The following is a 20,953-nucleotide window of genomic DNA, read 5'->3' on the forward strand; positions in this document are numbered from 1 at the left end:
TATGCCATGGCGTGAGACGATTCACAGGCTTCGCGCGCCGGCTTTGAAGGTTGGCCAGTTATTGCATGCTGCAATGCGGGCCACGCCTGGTTCCACCGATGAGCTATCAGTTGTGGTCGCCAAAAGTGCTCGTTGGGAACCAAACCTGATAGCGCAACAGGGTCAGTTGGGCGAGGTGAGCGTCAACAGGACTGCTTCGGGCCTGCAGGCGATGCGGACGGGGGCGAACCGTGAGGTGCCGATGCCGCCCGAGACGTTTACCGGCGTCGTACTTCCGTTGCTCTGCCAGTCATTCAGGCCCTTGGCGCGCCAGGTGGGAAGGTCGCAGTTGGATACCAGGGCGCCGTACCCGGGTACGCACAGCTGGCCGCCATGGGTGTGCCCGGCGAGCAGCAGGTCCGCGCCATCCTCGGTGAAGTGGTCCAGCACGCGCTGGTACGGGGCGTGGATGACGGCGACGCGCAGGTGCGGAACGGCGTTTTGGTTGACCGTGCCACGCGGCCAGCCGGCATACCGTTCCCGGTTCAGGTGGGGATCGTCCACACCGGAAAAATCGAACCGCATCCCCTTCAGTGCCACTGACTGGTGCCGGTTGGTCAGGTCAATCCAGCCGCCCATGCCGAAGCCGGAGCGCAGGCGGGGCCAGTCCAGCTGGACCGGCTTAGGCTTCACCTTGGACGGGCCCAGCAGGTAGGACGCCGGGTTTTTCAGGCTCGGGGCAAAGTAGTCGTTGGAGCCAGGGACAAATACGCCGGGGAACTCCATGAGGGGGCGGAGCGCCTTCAGCAGCGGGTCCACCGCCTTGGCGTGGCTGAGGTTGTCACCGGTATTGACCACCAGGTCCGGTTCAAGGCCGGCGAGGGACTCCAGCCAGGCTGCCTTTTTGTCCTGGCCCGGCACAAAGTGGATGTCGCTCAGATGCAGGACGCGGAACGGCGCCTGCCCGGGCGGGAGGATGTCCAGCGTCTCTTCGCGCAGGACAAACTGGTTCTTCTCCCACAGGCCGTACCCGAAGGCGGCCAGTCCGGCCGTTGCCCCGGCTCCTGCGGTGACGGCAAAGCCGCGCCCGATGGTCCGGGCGCGGCTGGCCAAAGCACTGGTTGAGACCATCGGCGGCTAGCCGTTCCCGTTTCCATTGCCGTTTCCACTGCCGTTTCCGTTTCCGTTGCTGCTCGGCTGCGGGGCAGGCTGGGGGGCGGCCGGGGCCGAGGGGGCCTGGGTGGCCTGCGGTGCGGAGGGAGTGGTGTTGCGCGTGGTTCCGCCGCCGTTCAGCAGGTTGCTCGGCGGTGCCGGGAACGGGTTGGTGCCATACGCAGGGGCCACCTTCGACATGAAGTTGGAGAACATGGGCCCGGCGATCATGTAACCGTCAATGCCCTGGTAGAACTTCCCGTTGACCGTGATGTTCTGCCCCGCGCGGCCCTGGTCTCCCAGCGCATCGCCGAACCAGGCAGCAGTGGCCAGGCCGGTGGTGTGGCCAACAACCCAGGTGGAGCCGTTGTTGTTGGACGTACCGGTCTTGGCACCGATGGGGAAGCTGGTCCGGGTGGAGATCCGGGGCTGGATGAGCGAGCCGGAGCCCCGGTTGAGGACTTCCTGCAGCGCGTAGTTCACGCCGCGGGCCACCTCGGGCTTGATCGCGTCCCGGCAGCTGGTGGACTGTGCGGGCAGGTCCTTGCCCGTTCCGTCCTTTACCGAGGTGATGGCGATGGCCTCGCAGTACTTGCCGTCGTTCGCGAACGTGGCGAACGCGCTGGCCATGGTCAGCGGTGAGGTCTGCGTGGATCCGAGCAGGTTGCCCAGGGTGGACATGTTGATCTTCGGGTTCGGCTCGTCCGCGTTCGGCAGGCCGCTGTGGAGTCCGACGGCGTCAACCACCTTCTGGATGCCGCAGAAGTCCAGCTGGGCTGCTGAGGCAAAAGTCACCGTGTTGATGGAGTTGTAGAGGCCCTCCAGGACCGACAGGGGCTTGTACCACTGGGGTTCGGCGTTCTGCAGGTCGTCCGCCGTGCCAAGGCCCTGGTTCTTCTGCGCTGTGCTGTAGCCGCCGGTCACCTTCCCGCAGGTGTTCCGCCACGGGAAGTTCAGCGGGTAAATGCGCTGGGCGGCGTTGACCACGGTGTTCATGGACTTGCCCTCGTTAAGCCATTCCGCGAACGTGAAGGGCTTCATGGTGGACCCGGGCTGTGCGCCGCCGAGGCCGTTGAGGTCGTTGCCGTCCTTGTCCAGCTTGTCCACGTTGAAGTTCACCTGCGAGTCGAAGGACGCCTCGGCCGGCAGGAAGCTGGTGTTCTGGGCCATCGAGATGATCTTGCCCGTGTTGGGCTGCACCGAAACCATGGCGGCACCCCACTTGTCCGGGTTGGCGCCGGCGGAGGCGTTGACCTGCTCCTGGGCGGTCGCCTGGGCGTTCGGATCCAGCGTGGTGGTGATGGTGAGGCCCCCGCCGTAGATCAGGCGCTGGCGTTCTTTGAGGTCGGTGCCGTATGCGGGGTTGTTCTCCAGCAGGTGCAGGACGTAATCGCAGAAGTAGGGTGCGGTGGACGCATAGGCGCAGCCCTGGCGGGCCGGGGTCACCTTGGTTTCCACCGGAGTGGCGACGGCGGCGTCATGGTCTGCCTGGGTGATTTTGCCCTGGTTCAGCATCAGGCCCAGGACCAGGTCCCGGCGCTCTTTCGAGGCCTCCGGGTTGTTGATGGGGTCGAAGGCAGAGGGGCTGTTGACGAGGCCGGCCAGCAGCGCAGCCTGCGGGAGCGAGAGGTCCTTGGCGGAGGTGCTGAAGAAGAACCTCGAAGCAGCCTCCACCCCGTAGGCGTCACGGTTGAAGAACACGATGTTCAGGTAGCCCTCAAGGATCTGCTCCTTGCTGAACTCCTTCTCCAGGGCGATGGCCAGCTTCATTTCGCGGAGCTTGTCGCCCACGCCCTTGTTGACACCGTTGAGCTTGATCTGGTCCTCGTTGCCCTCGGCGGCGAGGTTGGAGTTGAGGACGTTGTTGACGTACTGCTGGGTGATGGTGGACGCGCCCTGCTTGTTGCCGCGCGCAGTGCTGACCAGCGCGCGCAGGATGCCGGTGGTGTCTACACCGCCGTGATCATAAAAACGGCTGTCCTCGACGGCGATGACAGCTTCCTTCATAAAGGGCGAAATCTGCTCCAGGGCAACCTTGGTGCGGTTTTCCGTGTAGACGTTGGCGATCTCGCTGCCGTCCGCGGCCAGGATCCTGGTGGTCTGGTTGGGCGGGTCCACCTTCAGCTCTGCCGGCAGGGTGTCGAAGAACTCGATCGAACCGCTGGCCGCGCTGCCTGAGACGGCTGCCGCGGGAACCAGCAGGCCTGCTACCAGGACACCACAAATCGCACTCACGCCAAGGAAAACGAGGATCTTTCCAAGGGTGGTGGCAGTGTCGAATAATGGGTTCTTACGAGTCGCCATGTTTTCCACTTTACCGGCAAGGACTAGTCTTTCTCTCATGACCAAATGGGAGTACGCCACGATTCCGCTCATTATTCACGCCACAAAACAGATCCTGGACCAGTGGGGAGATGACGGCTGGGAGCTCGTCCAGGTAGTCCCCGGACCCGACGGAAACGGTTTGGTTGCCTACCTGAAGAGGGAGAAGCAGTAGCATGAGCAGCTCCGCACAAGCCCAGTCCGGCACCGCCGCCGAGCCCGTTTCCGCTGTTGAGCAGCGCCTGGCGGACCTCGGACTGACCCTGCCAGAGGTTGCCGCCCCGGTGGCCGCCTACGTTCCTGCCGTGATCTCGGGCAACCACGTCTACACCTCCGGCCAGCTGCCTTTTATTAATGGCAAACTCCCAGCTACGGGCAAAGTCTCAGCCGGGACCGAAGGTTATGCCGACGAGCCCACCGTCTCGCCCGAGGACGCCCGGCAGTACGCCGCGGTCTGCGCCGTGAACGCGCTGGCAGCCGTCAAGAGCGTCATCGGCGACCTTGACCGGATCACCCGGATCGTCAAGGTTGTGGGATTCGTCTCATCTGACCCGTCCTTCACCGGACAGCCCGGTGTGATCAACGGCGCCTCTGAACTGCTGGGCCGGGTCCTTGGTGACGCTGGCCAGCACGCCCGTTCCGCCGTCGGCGTTTCGGTGCTGCCGCTCGACTCTCCGGTAGAGGTCGAACTGATCGCCGAATTCAGCTAGGACCGGTCGCTTCCTTTGCCTCAGCTCGCCCGACGCCTGTTTGCACTCCCTCAAGACCTTGAAGGGGCAGCGCAGAGCTGGCTTGAACACGGCGAGAGGAGCCCTCGGGCCGCCCGCCTCGCATCATCCGTAGTCCTGCTGCGTGATTCCCCCACCGGCCTGGAAACCTGGCTGGCGTACCGGCCCGGTTCCTCGCCGCTGGGGGTCCTCGCGTTCCCCGGGGGCTCACTGGACGCTGGCGACGACGACCCCGTCGGCTGGCTGGGTCCCTCACCTCAGCATTGGGCCGAGCAAATGGGAACGGACGACGTCGGGCTGGCGCGGCGCCACGTGGTGGGCGCCATCCGGGAACTCTTCGAGGAGACCGGCGTGCTCCTTGCCGGCCCGGATATGGCCACCACGTTTGAAGCAACATCCACCGCTGAATGGATGCGTGCCCGCCTTGCCGTGGCCGAGCAGGAAAAAACGTTCCCGGAGGTCCTTGGCAAACGGGGGCTGTCGCTGCGGACCGACCTGCTGAAGTCCCTGGTTAACTGGCGCAGCCCCGACTTCGCCCACCGCCGGTTCGATACCCGTTACTTTGCCGCCACCGTTCCGCTAAACCAGCAGCCCACCCTGCTCGAAGGCAAGGGTGTCTGGGGCAGGTGGGTGAACGCTGCCGAGGTCATTGCCGGGCGGGATACTACTGCCTTGGGTGACGAGGTAGGCCAGGAGAACACTGTGGGCCGCACGCTCGGCGAGCTCCTGGTGCCCGGCTCCGAGATCATGCTCGAAAAGATGGCCATGGCCAACGGCTGCATCGCGTACCTCAGCTATAAGCGCAAGGCGCACGTCTACCAACCGCAGCTCGTAGTGGAAGACGGGAAACTGCTGCTTGAGGTCGAGGCTGCCAAGACAGTGGCCGGGGATCCCCAGCGCGAACGCTGAAGCCGTCCCGACCGCGGAAGCCACTCTGAACGCTAGATGCGGCGGAGCGTCGAATAGGGGCGGCTGGGGAGGTTCCCGGCGGTCCACGGCTTGTCGGATGGTTCCAGCGGAATCTGCCTGCGGCCGTCCCGGATCACCAAGACCACCGTACCGACTATCCCGGCAAGGGAAGCCAGACCCAACAGGATCAACACAACAACCATAGCCCCGGACATCGCCATGCACCTCTAAGCCCAATTTTACGCCGCTCGGGTGGTTGAGCCGGTCGAAACCGGAGCCGTTGGCCCTGCCGGCGGTTGACCTGTCGAAACCCGGCTCGCACTAACGCCTTTCCGGACCACCCGACAGCCCGGGCAGTAGGAGGTAATCTCCGGTAATCAGTGCTTCCCGCTTGGCACGGCTCCAGCCTTGTACTTGTTTCTCCCTCGCAAAGGCTTGGTCCACCCGGCTAAATTCCTCGAACCAGACGAGTTTCACAGGCCGTCGGCGGCGGGTATAAGCAGCCCCATCCCCAATCTGGTGTTGTGCCAGGCGTACGTCCAGGTTCTTCGTACTGCCCACGTAGTAAGACCCATCGGCGCATTGAAGCATGTAAGCGAACGGCATGACTCGATTATTGTTCGGCTTCAGTGCCCGAACCGGGGCTCGGAAACCGCTATGTGGATATGTCCCTAGTTCTTGCAGAATCAACTTTTTTGGTTTCGACAGGCTCAACCACCGGGGTGTGGTTTCGACGGGCTCAACCACCGGCTAAACCGGCGGGACACGCAAAAGGCCGCCCCTTGGGGCGGCCTTTGTGCTGTGAAGCCTAGCGGGAGCGCTGGCGGAGGCGCTGCATGTCCAGGATGACCACGGCGCGGGCTTCCAGGCGGAGCCAGCCGCGCTGGACGAACTCGGCAAGGGCCTTGTTGACGGTCTCACGGGAGGCGCCAACCAGCTGGGCCAGTTCCTCCTGGGTGAGCTCGTGGGCCACGAGGACGCCGTCGGTGGCAGGCCGGCCGAAGCGGTCAGCCAGGTCCAGGAGTGCCTTGGCAACGCGGCCGGGAACGTCGGAGAACACCAGGTCGGAAAGGGAATCGTTGGTGCGGCGCAGACGGCGGGCGAGGGCCTGCAGGAGCTGCGCGGAAACCTCGGGGCGGGTACGGAGCAGGTTGTTCAGGCTTTCGTTCCTGAGCCCGGCCAGGCGGGTCTCCGACACTGCGGTGGCGGTGGCCGTACGCGGGCTCGGATCGAACAGGGCCATTTCGCCGAAGAGTTCACCCGGGCCGAGGATGGCAAGGAGCGACTCCCGGCCGTCCGGGGAAGTCCGCCCGAGCTTCACCTTGCCGGAAACGATGAAGTAGAGCTGGTCGCCCTGGTCGCCCTCGCGGAAAACCGAAGCACCGCGGGAAAGGTCCACCTCGGTGAGCTCGTCCGTCAGCAGACGGAATGCGTCGTCGTCGAGCGTGGCGAAAAGTGGTGCTCGGCGCAGTACCTCGATGTCCATAAAATCTCCTGAATAAAAGTGTCGGCTGTGGCGCTTGTGCCATTGTTTCAGAATTTTCAAGGTTCTGTGACGAACTTGGCAGCCAAAACGCCCCAACGGCGGGCAGGACGGGCGCCGGCAGCCCCAGAAGATTGTCAGCCTGCGCCACTAGAATGAGCCTACAACTGCTTATAAGGAGCCTTAGTGGTCGGCTTGACTGTCCTGGACATCGTCCTGATCCTGGCGCTGCTGTCCTATCTGGCCTATGGCTTGCGCAACGGCTTCCTCGTCACGGTCGGCGGCATTGCCGGGTTTGCTGCCGGAGCCATCGCCGCCTTTTTCGCCGTCCCTTTGGTGAGCGGCTTCGTGGCCGATACGGGGTGGAGGCTGACCGCCATCGTGGCCGCCGCCGTCGCACTGGTGGTGCTGGGTCACGGTTTGGGAACCATGATCGGCCGGCAGATCCGCGGGGCTATGCGGATCAGGCCTCTGCGGGCTGTTGACCGCCTGGTGGGCGGCGCCGTGAACCTGGTGGTTTCGGCCCTGGTCATGTCCATGCTGGCCTTCAGCATTGGCTCCCTGGGTGTGCCGTTCGTTTCGCAGCAGCTCGCCGAATCCAAAGTGATCCGTTTCATTGACGGCATGACACCGGACCCGGTGAAAGCCACCATGGCACAGCTGCGGTCGGAAGTGATCGGCAACGGCATCCCCACCCTGATTGAAGGCCTGGACCAGGGCCAGGCCGTACCTGTGCCGGACGCCAGCACTGACACCCCCGCCCTGAACCGCGCTGCCGAATCCGTGCTGAAAATTGCCGGAACAGCGTACCAGTGCGGCCAGAACCAGACCGGCACCGGCTTCGTTGTTTCGGAGGAGCGCGTAGTCACAAACGCGCATGTCGTGGCGGGCGTGTCGGAGCCGGTGGTGGAGATGTCCGACGGCGGAGCCATGCCCGGGCGCGTTGTCTACTTCGATACCAGGCATGACCTCGCCGTGCTCGCCGTGGAGGACCTGCCCGTCCAGCCGCTGCCGCTGAGTGCCGACCTGCCCAGCGGCAGCCTGGCCGCGTTCGCCGGCTACCCGCACGGCGGGCCTTTCCAGTCCCGGCCCGCCACCATCCAGGACATCACCACAGTTCTGGTGCCTGACATCTACGGCGGCAACCCGTCGCCGGAGGACATCTACCGGCTGGCCGGAAATGTCCAGCCCGGCAACTCCGGTGGCCCGCTCCTGACCACGGACGGCCAGGTGGCCGGTGTGATCTTCGCGAAGGCGACGTCCGATGCCGAGATGGGCTTCGCCATCACCATGGACGACCTCAACCCGGTAGCCTCGCAGGCGGCGTCACTGAGCGCACCCGTTTCCTCAGGGCAGTGCATCCAGAAGTAGCTGCAGCAGTAGTAGCGGCAGCCGGAGAAGTATCGGGAAGTGGGCCTTAGAGGACTTCCGCGAGGTAGTCGATGGCCAGCTTGTAGCCGAACACTCCGGCGCCCACGATGACCGCGGAGCACACCGGCGACAGGAACGAGTGGTGCCGGAATTCCTCGCGCTGGTGCACGTTGGTGATGTGCACTTCCACCGCGGGAAGCTGGACCGCTGCGAGGGCATCACGAAGCGCCACGGATGTGTGCGTGAAGGCGCCGGCGTTAAGGACAATTCCGACGGCGGATCCCCGGGCGGCGTGAATCGCGTCCAGCAGGACGCCCTCGTGGTTTGACTGTACGCATTCGACTGCGAAACCGTGCCCCTTAGCAGTGCGGGCGGCCAGTTCCTCCACATCAGCCAGAGTGGACGTGCCGTATTTTTCCGGCTCGCGGGTCCCCAGTAAGTTCAGGTTGGGTCCGTTGATTACCAGGATGGTACCGCGGCGCTTTGCGGTGGTGGCTTCAGTCATGAATGCAAATCTAGTGCTGCGACTGCCCGGGACGCATTTCTTACGGTCAACAGGCCCCGGTGGTTGAGCTTGCCGGCCGGTTTCGACAGGCTCAACCACCGGTTTCGACGGGCTCAAGCACCGGTTTCGACGGGCTCAATCACCGAGTGCGGTGAAGCGCAGCAGCAGCGCGTGCTCCGGGTTGAGGATCGGCATCGGCAGGCCCACCTCGGCCAGGAAGCGGCCGTTGGCCACAGCACCGTCCGCCAGCCAGGCGGGCGGCTGGACATGGATGAAAGTATGGCCGTAGTCGGCGTCCCCCGGGGCCGGGAAGATGGCCTCCACCCGGTAGTCGCGGTCCTGCTCCAGGCCGGGGATGGCCACCTTGCCGGGCTGCTCGGCGAACGCCGTCCGGGTGCTGACCAAGGCGAACAGGGCCGCCGTCGTGCCTGCCTCCGGTGACGTGGCAGCGACTGTGCCGTGCATCATCAGCGACTCATCCGGAACGTCCGCGCGGACCATCCGCCCACTGTGGATGAGGTCGCGGTGCTCCTTGTACAGGCCGATGAACCGCTTGAGCTCCTCCCGCTCGGCACCCGTGACCTGCCGGACGTCCCACTCCATGCCGAAGTGGCCAAAGAGGGCGGTGATGGCGCGGAAGGACAAGTCATGGGTGCGGGCCGTGGTGTGTGACGTGGTGGGCCCGATGTGCCCGCCCACCAGCTCCGGCGGTACCACCAGCCCGGTCCACCGCTGGATGCTCTGGCGTTCCAGCGCGTCGTTGCAGTCCGAGGCCCAGATCCGGTCCGTCCGCTCCAGGATCCCCAGGTCCACGCGGGCGCCACCGGAGGAGCAGCTTTCAATTTCGACGCCGGGGTGCGCCTTCTTGAGCTCGTCGAACAGCCGGTAGGCGGCCAGGGTCTGCTCGTGGACGGAGGCGCGTCCGGCATGTCCGTGCTCAAGCAGGTCCCGGTTCTGGTCCCACTTCAGGTAGCTGATCCTGTTGTCGCGCAGCAGGGCGTCGATGCGGTCGAAGATGTACTGCCAGGCGTCAGGGTTGACGAGGTCGATGACGTGCTGGTTCCGCCATTCCAGGGGCAGCCGGCCGCCGTCCTTGTGCGACAGGGCGGCCGGGCCCACGATCCACTCCGGGTGTGCACGGGCGATGTCCGAATTGAGGTTGACCATTTCCGGTTCCACCCAAAGGCCGAATTCCATGCCGCGAGACGTGACGGCGTCGATCAGCGGGGTCAGCCCGTCCGGCCACAGGGTCTCATCGACGTACCAGTCGCCGAGCCCGGCGTGATCGTCCCGGCGGCCGCGGAACCAGCCGTCGTCGAGCACAAAACGTTCCACGCCGAGGTCCGCGGCCGAATCGGCGAGCTCGATCAGAGCGGACAGGTTGTGGTCGAAGTAAACAGCTTCCCACGTGTTCAGCACCACGGGACGTGGTTTGCCGCCGCCGGCGGCCGGCAGCACGTGGTGGGGGCGGGACCGGAACCAGCTGTAGAACGCCTCGCTGATGCCGTCCAGTCCGCGGTCCGAGTAGGCGGCGAACAGGGCGGGCGTGGTGTAGCTGCCATGGGGCGCGAGGATGACCTCGGCCGGTCCCAGGAGTTCGGATCCGCCGATCATGGTGCGGCCGTCGCCGATGGTGTCGGTGAACTGCTCGTGGTTGCCGCTCCAGGCCAGGTGGGTGGCCCAGACCTTGCCGTGGCGGTTGCCGAAACCCGGGGTTCCGGCGGCGAGCAGCAGGGACGAATCGTGGCCGGTGCGGCTGTGCCGGCCGGTCCGTACCCAGGTGCCCTGCTGGATGGCGCGGCGCTGTGGGTGGTTTTCCCGGCACCAGCGGCCGGTCAGGTCGAGGAGTTCGACGGCGTCAGGCGCCACCGGGAGGATGGTGGCCAGCTCGTCCAGCTGGTAAGGAGTGGTGCCGTCATTGGTGACGGTATGCCGCAGTTCCAGCAGGCCGCCGTCATGCAGTGCCAGGGTGGACTCCACGCTGAGGCCCGCCTCGGCGTCGGCCTGGGTGATGACCGCCGTAGTGCCCTCGGCATGTGCTGCCACGGTGCGAAGGCGCGGGGAGAAGTCCAGTCCGGAGACGCCGTCGGCCATGCGGTGCCCGCGCAGGCCCGGGCGGCCGCGCCAGCTGGAGGAGGCCTGGGGCAGGAGGCCGGCGGGTACGGTGGCGTCGATGGCGGAGTGGGGGACGGGCTCGCCGAGGATGGCGAGGTCCGGAAGGGTGCTGCCAAGATCCGCGCCCCAATGGATGATCTCGGCCTCCCCGCTGTTGAAACTGATCACCAGGCTGGTGCCGGCGGAACGGAGGTGGAGGGGGTCCATAGGATCTCTTTCAGTGTTCAAGGGGTGCGCCTTAAGTTACGCACGGGAGGAAAGCAAGGGGAAGGGGTGGCCGGATGCCGCCGCCGCGAGGAGGGGAACGGCGGCATCCGGCGCAGTGGCTGCGACCACATACGCAGCCACGTTTGGGGGCCTACTTGAACAGGGCGTTGACCTGTTCGTTGGCCTGGGTGAGGGAGCTTGCGGGCGCCTTGCCGGAGACCACGGCGTCCATGGCGGGCTCCATGATGCCCTTGACCTTTGCGGTGTTGTCCGTGATCGGGTACAGGAACGTGGTCTTGTTTTTGACGTGCTCGGTGAAGGCGGAGACGTCCACACCCTTGGCGGCGAACGCTTCCGCGGCCTTGTCCGAGGATGCCTTGAGCGCGGGGAAGACTACGGCCTTGGCAGCTACAACGTCCTGGCAGTCGGCCGAGGCGAGGTATTCCACCCACTTGATGGAGGCATCCTTCTTCTTGGTACCGGCCCAGATGGAGTCCGCCAGGCCGTTGAACATTGAGGCACGCTCGCCCTCCGGCCCCACCGGGGTGGGGGCGATGCCCACTTCGATGCCCTTGTAGCCGGTGTACTGGCCAATCATCCAAGAACCATGGGCGTTGATGGCGGACTTGCCTGCCGCGAACGTGTCTGCCATGGCTGCCCCCACAGTGGTTTCCAGCTTGGGCATATAGCCCTTGTCCGCCAGGCCGGCGAACCATTCCATGCTTTCCTGGAACTTGGGGTCGTCGTAGTTGTAGTGGGTGCCCCACGGGTTCTTGTCCGTGTGGGACCATCCGGTGGTATTGGTGAGGTAGCTCCATTCGGTCTGGCCGGAGGAGTCGCCGCCGCCGTTCAGGCCCAGCCCGTAGACGGCAACGTTGTTCTTGTCGAAGCCGGGCTCGTCGCCGCGGTTGCCGCTCTTGTCCACGGTGAGGTGGGCAACAACTTTTTCGTATGTGCCGCCGTCCTCCGGGTTCCAGGTGAGGTTCTTCATCTGGTCCTCGGTAACGCCGGCGCTGGCCAGCATGGCTTTGTTGTAGAACAGGCCGATGGTGTCCCAGTCCTTGGGCAGGCCGTAGCGCTTGCCGTCCTGGCCAACCCACAGATCGGCGAGGCCCTCGTTGTAGCCCGTCAGATCGATGTTGTCCTTTTTGACGGCGTCGTCGATGGCCAGCAGCTGCTTGTTTTCGGCCAGTTCACCGTAGCGGCCCAGGTGGTTGGTGAACACGTCCGGGGCCGTGCCGCCCACGAAGCCGTTGGTGAGGGTGCTCCAGTAATCGTCCCAGCCGCGCTGGGTGATCTTGACCTTGATGTCCGGATTGGCCTTGGTGAAGTCGTCGGCGCACTGCTGGTACGCCGGGAGCTGGTTCGCGTCCCAGAGCCAGTAGCTGATCTCGCCCTTGGAGGACTCAGCCGAGGAAGCGGATCCGCTGCAGGCGGACAGGGACAGTGCCACAGCTGCGGCGACGGCGACGGCGCCGAGGGTTTTCTTCATGGTTCTACTTTCCGTTCGGGTGGGGAGGGATGGCGTGGTGGTCACTTGATGCCGGAGAAGCCGATGGAGTTGACGATCTTCTTGCCGAAGGCCGCGAAGAGGATCAGCACTGGCAGGGCCGAGATGAGGGTCGCGGCCATGAGGCCGGACCAGTCCGGGGCACCCTGCGGCGACTGGGACTTGAAGACGCCCAGGCCAACCTGGAGCACACGGACGTCGTCCTGGGATCCCACCAGCAGGGGCCAGAAGTATTCGTTCCACTGGCCAATGAAGGTGAGCAGGGCAAGCGTGGCGATGGGGGCTGCGGCGTTGGGCAGGACGATCTGGAAGAAGATGCGAAGGTGCTTGGCGCCGTCGAGCATGGCCGCCTCCTCCACCTCGCGGGACATGTTCAGGAAGAACTGCCGCAGGAAGAAGATGGCGAAGGGGGTCATGAAGATGTAGGGCAGGACCATGCCGAGCATCGTGTTGAGCAGGTCCAGGTTCTTGATCAGCAGGAAGTTGGGCAGGGCGGTGAAAATCGGCGGGACCAGCATGGTGCCCAGGAACAGGCTGAAGACCGCGTTCCGGCCCTTCCAGCGCAGGCGTGCAAAGGCATAGGCGGCCATTGCGCTGAAGAAGACTGCGCCCGCAGTGGTGATGGAAGAGAAGATGATCGAATTCCGCAGGTAGAGCCAGAAGTCGATTTGTGCCCCGGAACCGCCTTCAGCCACGGCATCCGCCGCTGACTGGAGCCCGAAGACCCGTTTGAAGGCGCCGAAGCTGAACTCCGCCGGCAGCAGGCTGGCGGCGTTGGTGGCCAGGGCGTTGTTGGTGGACAGTGCCGTGCGCAGGACCCAGAGGAAGGGAAGCACGGAGACGGCGATCGCAAGGACCAGCAGGGCCCAGGCGGCGGCGCGACGGAGGTTGAAAGGACGACGGCGGCGGGTTACGGCCGGCAGCTGCGCCCGGCTTGCGGTGGTGGTCATGGAGGACTCCTTAGTCCAGGTCCGACTCGTTGCCCTTGAGGAACTTCATTTGGATGAAGGCCACCAGGGCGAGGATGAGGAAGAGAATGACGGCGATGGCGGATCCGTAGCCGAAATCCGACTCGGTGAAGGCGCGCTGGTAGATGTAGTACTGGATGACGCGGGTGGCGTTGACCGGTCCGCCTGCGGTGGTCACGGCAACGGTGTCGAAGACCTGGAAGGAACCGATCACCGTCACCACCAGTACCAGCACCAGGACCGGACGCAGCAGGGGAATGGTGATCTTGCGGAAGGTCTGGAAGGCTGACGCCCCCGTCCAGTTTCGCCACCTCGTACACATGGCCCGGGATGGCCTGCAGGCCGGCGAAGATCAGCAGCGCTGTGTAACCCATGTGCCGCCAGGTGTTAATCAGGGCCTGGGTGGGAATGGCCCACTCCTCGCTGCCGAAGAATGCCACGCGGGGGAGCCCCGCCCACTCGATCAACTGGTTCACCACGCCGATCTGGTAGTCGAGCATCCAGAACCACAGCAGTGCGGCGATGACGTTGGACATCAGGTAAGGCATCAGCAGGGCGCCGCGGATGATGGTGGATTTGACCACCTGGTGCATAAGGAGCGCCAGGCCCAGGGCCAGTGCGGTCTGCAGGACGATGTTCAGGAAAACGTACTGGCCTGTGACGGCCAGGGAATTCCAGAACAGCGGGTCCCTGGCGATAGCCGTGTAATTGTCCACCCCTACCCATTCCGGGTCTCCGAGGATGTTGTACTCGGTGAAGCTGAGGTACATGCCGCGGATGGTGGGGACCACGTAGAAGGCGATGAACCCGATCATTGCCGGGGCGATGAAAAGCAGTGCGATCTTGAGGTCCCCGAGCTGGCGGAAGCCGCCAGCGCGCTTCGGTTTTTCCGGTACGGACGAAACAGATCTTGGGTGTTTGGCAAGGGTGGTCATCTTCGACCCTTTCCTGACTGTGACGGGGGTAACAAGTTGGAAAGCAATCTACACGAGTAGAAGTAGCGCCGCAAGGATCACTTTTGCTGCTGTTTCTTGCCGGATTAGTTCACCTGCTGGCTTATTGACTCGAGTAGAAGCAAGTGCAACACTGGCTTCCTGATGGAGGGCGCCTGCCTTGGCGCCCTCGCAACGCGGGAAAGGCAGACAATGACGTTTTCGATCGGTGTACTCGGCGCAGGACAGTTCGGCGGGCAGTTCGCACACCTTTTCAACCTCCACCCGGGGGTCAGCGACGTGTACGTGGTGGACGAGCGGCCCGAGCGTGCCGCCGAAGCCCGGGAGCGCTACCACCTCGCAGGGTCCAAGGGGAGTTTTGAGGAACTGCTCGCTTCCGACGTCGACGCGGTTGCGATCTTCACTCAGCGCTGGACCCATGGCCCGCTGGTGGAGCAGGCGCTGCGCGCGGGCAAGCATGTGTACTCGGCCGTCCCCATGGCCGTTTCGGAAGAAGAGATTGCGCGCATCATTGACGCCGTCCGCGACACCGGGCTGGTGTACATGATGGGGGAGACCAGCTATTACAACCCGGCCACTGTATATGCGCGGGAGCAGCATGCAGCCGGGCGGTTCGGCCGGATCTTCTACTCGGAGGGCGACTACGTCCACGACATGGACCTCGGCTTTTACGACGCCTACCAGTACAGCGGCGGCGACCGCTGGAAGGAGACCGCCAGCTACCCGCCGATGCTCTACCCCACCCACGCCATCGGGGGTGTGCTCGGCGCCGTTCCGGCGCACGCCGTCAGCGTCAGCTGCGTGGGGGTCCGGGATGACCGGAACGACGGCGTGTTCGATCAGGCCGTCAGCATGTTCGGCAACGACTTTTCCAACGCCACGGCGCTCTTTGAACTGAACGACGGCGGCGTGATGCGTACCAATGAAATGCGCCGCGTGGGCTATCCGTCCCACATCCGGGAGTCCCGGTTCAGGTTCTTTGGTACGGAGGCAAGCTTCGAGCAGCTGGCGAAGGTGACCGTCTGGCAGGACAAAATGAACGTCCATGACATTTCGGAGCAGGTGGAAACGCGGCCCAGCATGTCCCTGGATGATCCTTCACTGGCTAACGTGGCCCCTGAGCTCCGGGACGCTTTTGTGTCCGGCCTCGCCCCCGTCCACAACGCCGAGCGGCTGCCGGAAGAGTTCCGCGGTGCACCCAACGGGCATGAAGGCAGCCACCACTTCCTCGTGGATGATTTTGTGACCGCCGTGAACACGGGCACGCTTCCGCCAGTCAACGCCTGGGTGGCGGCCCGCTACACCCTGCCCGGGATCGTGGCCCACCAGTCGGCCCAGCAAAACGGCGCGCGGCTGCCCATCCGCGACTTCGGCGACGCCCCGGCCTACTGATAGCTAGCATGTACTCCATGACCACTTCGGCAGTGCCGTCCCCGCGCGGGCCGGTGACGCGCAAGGACGTTGCGCGCTTCGCGGGCGTCAGCACCGCCGTCGTGAGTTATGTAGTCAATGGAGGGCCCAAAAAAGTGGCGCCCGCAACGGAAGCCAAAGTACAGGACGCCATCCGCCGGCTGGGGTACCGCCCGAATGCTGCCGCCCGGGCCCTGAAGCTCGGATCCAGCGAAACAATAGGGCTGGTCATTCCGGACAACAGCAACTCCTTCTTCTCGCTGCTGGCCCATGCCGTGGAAGATGCGGCCGCCGAACTGGGATACGCCCTGTTGCTGACCAACTCGGACGGAAACCTTGCCAAGGAACTGCGGAACCTCCGCAACCTTGCGGCACGACAGGTGGACGGGGTGATCCTTTCCAGTGTTTTGATGGAACCTGCCCTGCCGGAACTTGAATCTGCGGAGATTCCTGTTGTCCTGCTGAACCACAGTGCCGACGCTCCGGGATTCAACAGCGTGGGCGTTGACCTGGTGGCCGGGGCGAAAACAGCCGTGGAACATCTGATCGGCCACGGGCACACCAATATCGCCCTGGCCATGGGAACCAACACGGGCAACTACTATGACGGCCGTGAAGAGGGCTGGCTCCAGGCCCTTGCCGCGGCCGGCCTGTCCGAAGGTCCCATTGTCCGCACCCCGTTCACGCGGGAGGGCGGCTATGCCGCCGGGAAACGCCTCCTGGCCGCAGCAAGCCGTCCCACGGCTATCTTCGCCACCTCCGACCTGCAGGCGGTGGGTATCCTTCGGGCACTGCATGAAGCGGGCTTGTCAATCCCCAGGGACATCGCCCTGGCTTCCTTCGACGGCTCGGCCGAGGCGGAGTACAGCTGGCCTCCCCTCACCACGGTGAAACAGCCGGCAAAAGCCATGGCGGAGGCCGCCGTCAGTGCCCTCATCGGGGCCCACCGCAACCAGGAATCCGAACACCTCATCTTCCCGGCCGAACTGCAGGTCCGGCAGTCCTGCGGCTGCCCTTAGCCTGGCTGATCCTAGGCTGCGGCCAGCCGCAGCCTGCCTACCCTCTCCTGCAGGACACGTTGTGCCTCGGAACCAAGTCCGGGATCACTGATCACCTCGTCCACTTCCTCCAGTGAGGCAATGGAACTGATGCCCAGCACCCCCCACTTGGTATGGTCCGCAAGCACCACAGTCTTCCTTGCGGCGGCCACAAAGGCGCGGTTCGTTTCGGCTTCGAGCAGGTTGGGCGTGGTGAAGCCTGCCGTCGCGTCCATACCGTGGACACCCAGGAACAGCAGGTCCAGGTGCAGCAGCTTCAGGGCGCTGGTGGCGATGGGGCCCACCAGCGCGTCCGACGGCGTTCGCTGGCCTCCGATCAGGATCACGGTGGAGCTGTAGCGGGCCGGGCCGGTTGACGCAGCGTGATGGAACAGGTCGGCGATGCGCACGGAGTTGGTGACCACCGTGATCTGTGGTCCATTGACCAGTTCCTTGGCCAGTGCCCAGGTGGTGGTCCCGGCGCTGAGGCCAACGGCCATTCCTTCCTGGACCAGCGCGGCAGCTTCAACGGCGATGGCACGCTTCTCCGCCGTCAGCTGCGTGGACTTAAGCTCAAAGCCGGGCTCGTGGGTGCTGGCATCGCCAGGAAGCTTGGCTCCGCCGTGGATCCGCTCCAGCTTGCCGCCTTCCTCCAGCAGCTCGATGTCCCGGCGGACCGTCATCAGTGAGACACCCAATTGCTGGGCGAGGTCCGAGACGCGGACAACCCGTTCGCGCTGGACGGCGTCCACGATGGCCTGGTGGCGTGCTGCGGGGAGCATGGGGTTCCTTTCGTGCTGCGGGAGGGGGAGCGCTGTTCCCGTCAGAGTCCATCATGGTCTACCCCTTGCTGGAACCAAGAGTCAGGCCCGCAACAAACTGCCGCTGCAGCAGCAGGTAGATCACCAGCGTGGGAATCACCGTGATGACGGCCCCTGCGGCCAGGAGGTTGTAGTTGCTCAGGAACTGTCCCTGGAGGTTGTTGATGGCCGTGGTGATCGGAAGCCGGTTGCCGCTCTGGATGAACAGGAGGGGCCAGAAGTAGTCGTTATAGATGAAGATGACCTGCAGGGTACCCAGTGCCGCAAAAGCGGGCCTGCAGAGCGGCAGGATGATTTCCCGGTACTGCCGCCAAATGCCGGCGCCGTCCACCAGGGCGGCTTCGGTGAGGTCGGCGGAGAGTGCTTTCATGTAGTTGGACAGCACAAAGGTGCAAAATCCCATCTGGAACGCGGTGTTGACTGCGATCACCACAATGTAGGTGTTGAGCATGTTGCCGGAATCGCTGAAGGTGTAGGGCACCTCGAAGTGCTTGGCCATCTCGAACAGCGGCGCGGCCAGGACCTGCGGCGGCAGCAGGTTGCCGGCAGTGAACATGATGAGCAGGGTGACGTTGAACTTCCAGTTGACGCGGCTCACGGCGAAGGCCATGAGGGAGGCCAGAAACAGGGTCAGGAGCACCGCCGGGACGGTGAGGATGATGGAGTTCCAGAAGTATGTGGCGAACCCGCCCTGGGTCCAGGCCTGGATGAAGTTGTCGAAGTTGAAGTCACCGGCAAGGCTGAAGTAGCCATGTTCGTTCGTAGATGCCACCGGCCGGAGGGCCGTGAAGAGGGACCAGCCGAGCGGAACCAGCCACATCACCGCCATGACCGTGAGGAAAATGTGGGTTCCATAATGGCGCTTGGGCCTGCTGCCGGACCGCAGCGCCGCGGTATTAATGGTGCCCGGGCGTGCTGTGGTGGTGCTCATGCTTTGTTCTCCTTGCCAAAGGTGCGGCTGAGGTAGAAGACGATGGGGACGAGGGAAATGACCAGCAGCACCACTGCCAGGGCGGAGCCCACGCCGATCACCTGGCCTTCGCCCACCAGGTTCTGGATCACCAGGGCGCTGAGCATTTCCAGGCCGTTGGTGCCGCGGTTAATGACGTACACCACGTCAAAGGCCCGCAGTGATTCGATGATGGTGATCACCACAATGACGATGTTGATAGGCCGCATGGCAGGAAAGACCACGCGGAAGAAAGTCTGCACGGCGCTGGCCCCGTCGATGGCCGCGGCCTCCTTCAGGCTCGGGTCCACGCCCTTCAGCCCGGCCAGGTACAGGAGCATGACGTAGCCGGCATGCCGCCATGTGGCGGCGATCATGGCTGCCCAGATGTTCACGGAGGAGTCCCCGAACCAGTCAACAGCCTGCGGTGTCCCCGCGGTGCCCAGCAGGAAGTTCAAAAGTCCGTTGTCGCGCTGGTAGAAGAGCTGCCAGATGATGCCGATCAGGGCCAGCGACAACATCACGGGCGCGAAGAAGATGCTCTGGTAGATCTTGCTGCCGCGGATGTTCTGGTCAAGGAGTACGGCCAGCAGCAACCCCAGCGGTGTGGCAATCAGGGCCAGGAACAGGAGCCACAGCATGTTGTGCTGCACAGCCGGCCAGAACGGTGGATAGTCCTGGGAGATGAATTGATAGTTCTCCGTGCCGGCGGGGCGGATGTCGCCCAGGTCCAGGCCGTTCCAGCGGGTGAAGCTGAGCCCTACCGACATCAGCATCGGCAGCCACACCATGGCCAGTTCGATCAGGGTGGGGATCCCCACCATCAGGGACAGGACTACTTTGTCCCGTCGGGAAAGGCGGCGGACCCGCCCGCCTTTGGTCCGGCGGATACGGCCGCCGCCGGGTTCCCGCGCTTCGGGCGGGATCAGTTCTTGTGCGATGCTGCTCATGGAAGTCTTCCCTTTGTTGGTGCGGACGCTGGGAGGGAACGACGACGGCGCGGGCCTGCGCCGCCGTCGTCGTTCCCTTCCTGGCTGGTCGCCGGTAAGGCGGCGAGGGCTGGCTGGAAGGTGCAGCCCTGGAACTACTGCGCGGCGTAGAGCGTCTTAGCCTGGGCCTCAAGGTTTTTGACGTCCATCTTTCCGTCCTTGATGAAGCTCTGCAGGGCCGGGATCATCACATTGTTGGCCATGGCGGGGAGGGCGTCGCGGTCGAAGAACTGGCTGATGTACTTCGCGTCCGCGATGGTATCCGCACATTTCTTGTTGAGCGGGCTGAACTTGGAGGTGTCCGTCCCCTTGGCGGTGGCGATGTTCGACGCGTCCACGGCGGCATAGGCATCCTGGGCCTCGGCGGTGCCGAGGAAGGCCATGAAGTCGCGCGCCGTTTTGTTTTCCCCGCCCTTCTTGGACAGCAGGAGGCCATCGATGGGGGCTTCGACGGCGTCGCGGCCTTCCATCGCGATCTCCGGAAACGCGAAGAAATCGATGTCCGCCAGCACCGCAGGGTCCGTAAACTGCTGAGTGACGAAGGAGCCGAGCAGGTACATGCCGGTCTTTTTCGCTTCCAGAGCCTTGGCGGCGTCCTGCCAGGTCTGGCCGAGGGCCGCCGGATCCTGGAAGGGAAGCAGGGCCGACCAGGTGTCAAAGACCGCGTTGACCTTTTGCTGGTCCCAGGATTCCTTGTGCGAGCAGAGGTCCACATGGAACTGGTAGCTGTTGAGCCGCATGTTGATGTAGTCGAACGTGCCCATGGCCGGCCAGCCGTCCTTGTCGGCAAAGCCGATGGGGATGATGCCGTCCGCCTGCATCTTGGCCGCAAGGGTCTTGAGGGCGTCGAAGGTTTCCGGCACCTCGTAGCCCTTCTCGGCCCAGAGGCTCTTCCGGTAGAAGAAGCCCCACGGGTAGTTGTAGTTGGGGACGAAGTACATCTTGCCGTCCGGGCCCGTGGAGGCCTTCTTCAGGGCATCGGAGTAGTTGCCGCCGATGGTTTCCCACACATCATCGATCGGTGCGAGGAGGCCCTTGCCGGCGTAGTACTGCATGCGGTAGCCGGCAAACCAGGTGAACGTATCGTCCGGAGACCCCTGCAGGTAGGAATTGATCTTGTTCTGGAAATCATTGTGGGGCACCACGTTGGTGGTGACTTTCTTGCCGGTCTTGGCCGTGAAAGCGTCAGTGACGGCCTGGTAGGCCCGCTTGGGGACGTCGTCGGAGGATCCGGAACCGAATGTCAGGCCGGGGGAGTCGGAGCCCGAGGCGGACGGGGCGCTTCCGCCCGTACAGGCCGCGAGGAACGGGATGCCGGCCAGGCCAGCTGCGCCTACGCCGACGGTCTTGAGGATGCTCCGCCTGCTCGGAAATGCAGTTGCAGACGCATCAAACTGTGAAGCCATGTTCTCTCCCTTGAAAAATAGCCGCATGTGAGACACCTCACATGCCTCGACTATAACCTCGCAAAACAGAACATGGAAGAACGGGAAATAACATTTCAGATATCGATTATTTTGAATCGTCACAAAACGAGAATGGCCC

The 20,953-nt window shown here is 64.1% G+C and carries 19 protein-coding genes and 1 pseudogene; 6 read left to right on the forward strand and 14 right to left on the reverse strand.

The window, feature by feature from the left end:
• Nucleotides 1–162 precede the first annotated feature (162 nt).
• Together QF038_RS02760 and QF038_RS02765 are read right to left on the reverse strand one after the other, a co-directional pair.
• Complete coding sequence (locus QF038_RS02760; protein WP_307608520.1) at nucleotides 163–1,110, reverse strand: metallophosphoesterase; 948 nt, start codon at nucleotides 1,108–1,110, stop codon at nucleotides 163–165.
• 6 nt (nucleotides 1,111–1,116) lie between these two features.
• Nucleotides 1,117–3,435, reverse strand: coding sequence for a transglycosylase domain-containing protein (locus QF038_RS02765; RefSeq protein WP_307608522.1), 2,319 nt, complete (start codon nucleotides 3,433–3,435; stop codon nucleotides 1,117–1,119).
• A 37-nt stretch (nucleotides 3,436–3,472) separates the two neighbouring features.
• Between QF038_RS02765 and QF038_RS02770 the strand changes: the two genes are divergently transcribed.
• The 3 genes from QF038_RS02770 to QF038_RS02780 are packed head-to-tail and all read left to right on the forward strand — an operon-like array spanning nucleotide 3,473 to nucleotide 5,090.
• Nucleotides 3,473–3,628, forward strand: a complete 156-nt coding sequence (locus QF038_RS02770; protein WP_003797879.1) for a DUF4177 domain-containing protein — start codon at nucleotides 3,473–3,475, stop codon at nucleotides 3,626–3,628.
• A gap of 1 nt (nucleotide 3,629) precedes the next feature.
• Entirely contained in the window at nucleotides 3,630–4,163 is a 534-nt protein-coding gene (locus QF038_RS02775; RefSeq protein ID WP_307608524.1) for a RidA family protein, read from the forward strand.
• A gap of 15 nt (nucleotides 4,164–4,178) precedes the next feature.
• On the forward strand, nucleotides 4,179–5,090 hold the full coding sequence (locus QF038_RS02780; protein WP_307608526.1) for an NUDIX hydrolase: 912 nt from the start codon (nucleotides 4,179–4,181) through the stop codon (nucleotides 5,088–5,090).
• A gap of 32 nt (nucleotides 5,091–5,122) precedes the next feature.
• Here the strand turns inward: QF038_RS02780 and QF038_RS02785 are convergent, their stop codons facing one another.
• The 3 genes from QF038_RS02785 to QF038_RS02795 form a co-directional block, all read right to left on the reverse strand.
• A complete protein-coding gene (locus QF038_RS02785; protein ID WP_307608528.1) occupies nucleotides 5,123–5,305 on the reverse strand; it encodes a hypothetical protein in 183 nt (60 codons plus the stop codon).
• Between the two features lie 106 nt (nucleotides 5,306–5,411).
• Nucleotides 5,412–5,696 (reverse strand): GIY-YIG nuclease family protein, encoded by a 285-nt coding sequence (locus tag QF038_RS02790; protein ID WP_307608530.1) that lies wholly within the window; start codon nucleotides 5,694–5,696, stop codon nucleotides 5,412–5,414.
• Between the two features lie 202 nt (nucleotides 5,697–5,898).
• Nucleotides 5,899–6,576 (reverse strand): Crp/Fnr family transcriptional regulator, encoded by a 678-nt coding sequence (locus QF038_RS02795; protein ID WP_091422637.1) that lies wholly within the window; start codon nucleotides 6,574–6,576, stop codon nucleotides 5,899–5,901.
• Between the two features lie 183 nt (nucleotides 6,577–6,759).
• Between QF038_RS02795 and QF038_RS02800 the strand changes: the two genes are divergently transcribed.
• Nucleotides 6,760–7,944: a MarP family serine protease gene (locus QF038_RS02800; RefSeq protein ID WP_307608534.1), complete on the forward strand. Its 1,185-nt coding sequence runs from the start codon at nucleotides 6,760–6,762 to the stop codon at nucleotides 7,942–7,944.
• A 46-nt stretch (nucleotides 7,945–7,990) separates the two neighbouring features.
• On the opposite strand, the gene aroQ is transcribed toward QF038_RS02800, so the two are convergent.
• The 5 genes and pseudogenes from aroQ to QF038_RS02825 form a co-directional block, all read right to left on the reverse strand.
• A complete protein-coding gene (gene aroQ / locus QF038_RS02805; protein ID WP_307608536.1) occupies nucleotides 7,991–8,449 on the reverse strand; it encodes a type II 3-dehydroquinate dehydratase in 459 nt (152 codons plus the stop codon).
• A gap of 135 nt (nucleotides 8,450–8,584) precedes the next feature.
• The gene (locus tag QF038_RS02810) at nucleotides 8,585–10,771 is read right to left on the reverse strand and encodes an alpha-galactosidase (protein ID WP_307608538.1); all 2,187 of its coding nucleotides are present in this window, start codon (nucleotides 10,769–10,771) and stop codon (nucleotides 8,585–8,587) included.
• A gap of 151 nt (nucleotides 10,772–10,922) precedes the next feature.
• On the reverse strand, nucleotides 10,923–12,263 hold the full coding sequence (locus tag QF038_RS02815; protein WP_307608540.1) for a sugar ABC transporter substrate-binding protein: 1,341 nt from the start codon (nucleotides 12,261–12,263) through the stop codon (nucleotides 10,923–10,925).
• 41 nt (nucleotides 12,264–12,304) lie between these two features.
• Entirely contained in the window at nucleotides 12,305–13,231 is a 927-nt protein-coding gene (locus tag QF038_RS02820; protein ID WP_307608542.1) for a carbohydrate ABC transporter permease, read from the reverse strand.
• 10 nt (nucleotides 13,232–13,241) lie between these two features.
• Nucleotides 13,242–14,184: pseudogene (locus tag QF038_RS02825) on the reverse strand (carbohydrate ABC transporter permease).
• A gap of 210 nt (nucleotides 14,185–14,394) precedes the next feature.
• On the opposite strand from QF038_RS02825, the gene QF038_RS02830 reads away from it, so the two are divergent.
• Together QF038_RS02830 and QF038_RS02835 are read left to right on the forward strand one after the other, a co-directional pair.
• Nucleotides 14,395–15,594 carry a Gfo/Idh/MocA family protein gene (locus QF038_RS02830; protein ID WP_307608544.1) on the forward strand — a complete coding sequence of 400 codons (1,200 nt, stop codon included), beginning with the start codon at nucleotides 14,395–14,397 and terminating at the stop codon, nucleotides 15,592–15,594.
• 8 nt (nucleotides 15,595–15,602) lie between these two features.
• The gene (locus QF038_RS02835) at nucleotides 15,603–16,631 is read left to right on the forward strand and encodes a LacI family DNA-binding transcriptional regulator (RefSeq protein WP_373461502.1); all 1,029 of its coding nucleotides are present in this window, start codon (nucleotides 15,603–15,605) and stop codon (nucleotides 16,629–16,631) included.
• A gap of 11 nt (nucleotides 16,632–16,642) precedes the next feature.
• Here QF038_RS02835 and QF038_RS02840 read toward each other — a convergent pair whose 3' ends face one another.
• From QF038_RS02840 to QF038_RS02855, 4 genes are all read right to left on the reverse strand, one after another.
• Nucleotides 16,643–17,431: a DeoR/GlpR family DNA-binding transcription regulator gene (locus QF038_RS02840; protein WP_307608548.1), complete on the reverse strand. Its 789-nt coding sequence runs from the start codon at nucleotides 17,429–17,431 to the stop codon at nucleotides 16,643–16,645.
• A 58-nt stretch (nucleotides 17,432–17,489) separates the two neighbouring features.
• Nucleotides 17,490–18,401: a carbohydrate ABC transporter permease gene (locus QF038_RS02845; protein ID WP_307608550.1), complete on the reverse strand. Its 912-nt coding sequence runs from the start codon at nucleotides 18,399–18,401 to the stop codon at nucleotides 17,490–17,492.
• The gene (locus QF038_RS02850; protein WP_307608553.1) at nucleotides 18,398–19,369 is read right to left on the reverse strand and encodes a carbohydrate ABC transporter permease; all 972 of its coding nucleotides are present in this window, start codon (nucleotides 19,367–19,369) and stop codon (nucleotides 18,398–18,400) included. Before QF038_RS02850 ends, QF038_RS02845 begins: the two co-directional genes overlap by 4 nt.
• A 134-nt stretch (nucleotides 19,370–19,503) precedes the next feature.
• The gene (locus QF038_RS02855; protein WP_307608555.1) at nucleotides 19,504–20,814 is read right to left on the reverse strand and encodes an ABC transporter substrate-binding protein; all 1,311 of its coding nucleotides are present in this window, start codon (nucleotides 20,812–20,814) and stop codon (nucleotides 19,504–19,506) included.
• Between the last annotated feature and the right edge of the window lie 139 nt (nucleotides 20,815–20,953).

This window comes from Pseudarthrobacter sp. W1I19 (assembly GCF_030817835.1).
Lineage (GTDB): Bacteria > Actinomycetota > Actinomycetes > Actinomycetales > Micrococcaceae > Arthrobacter.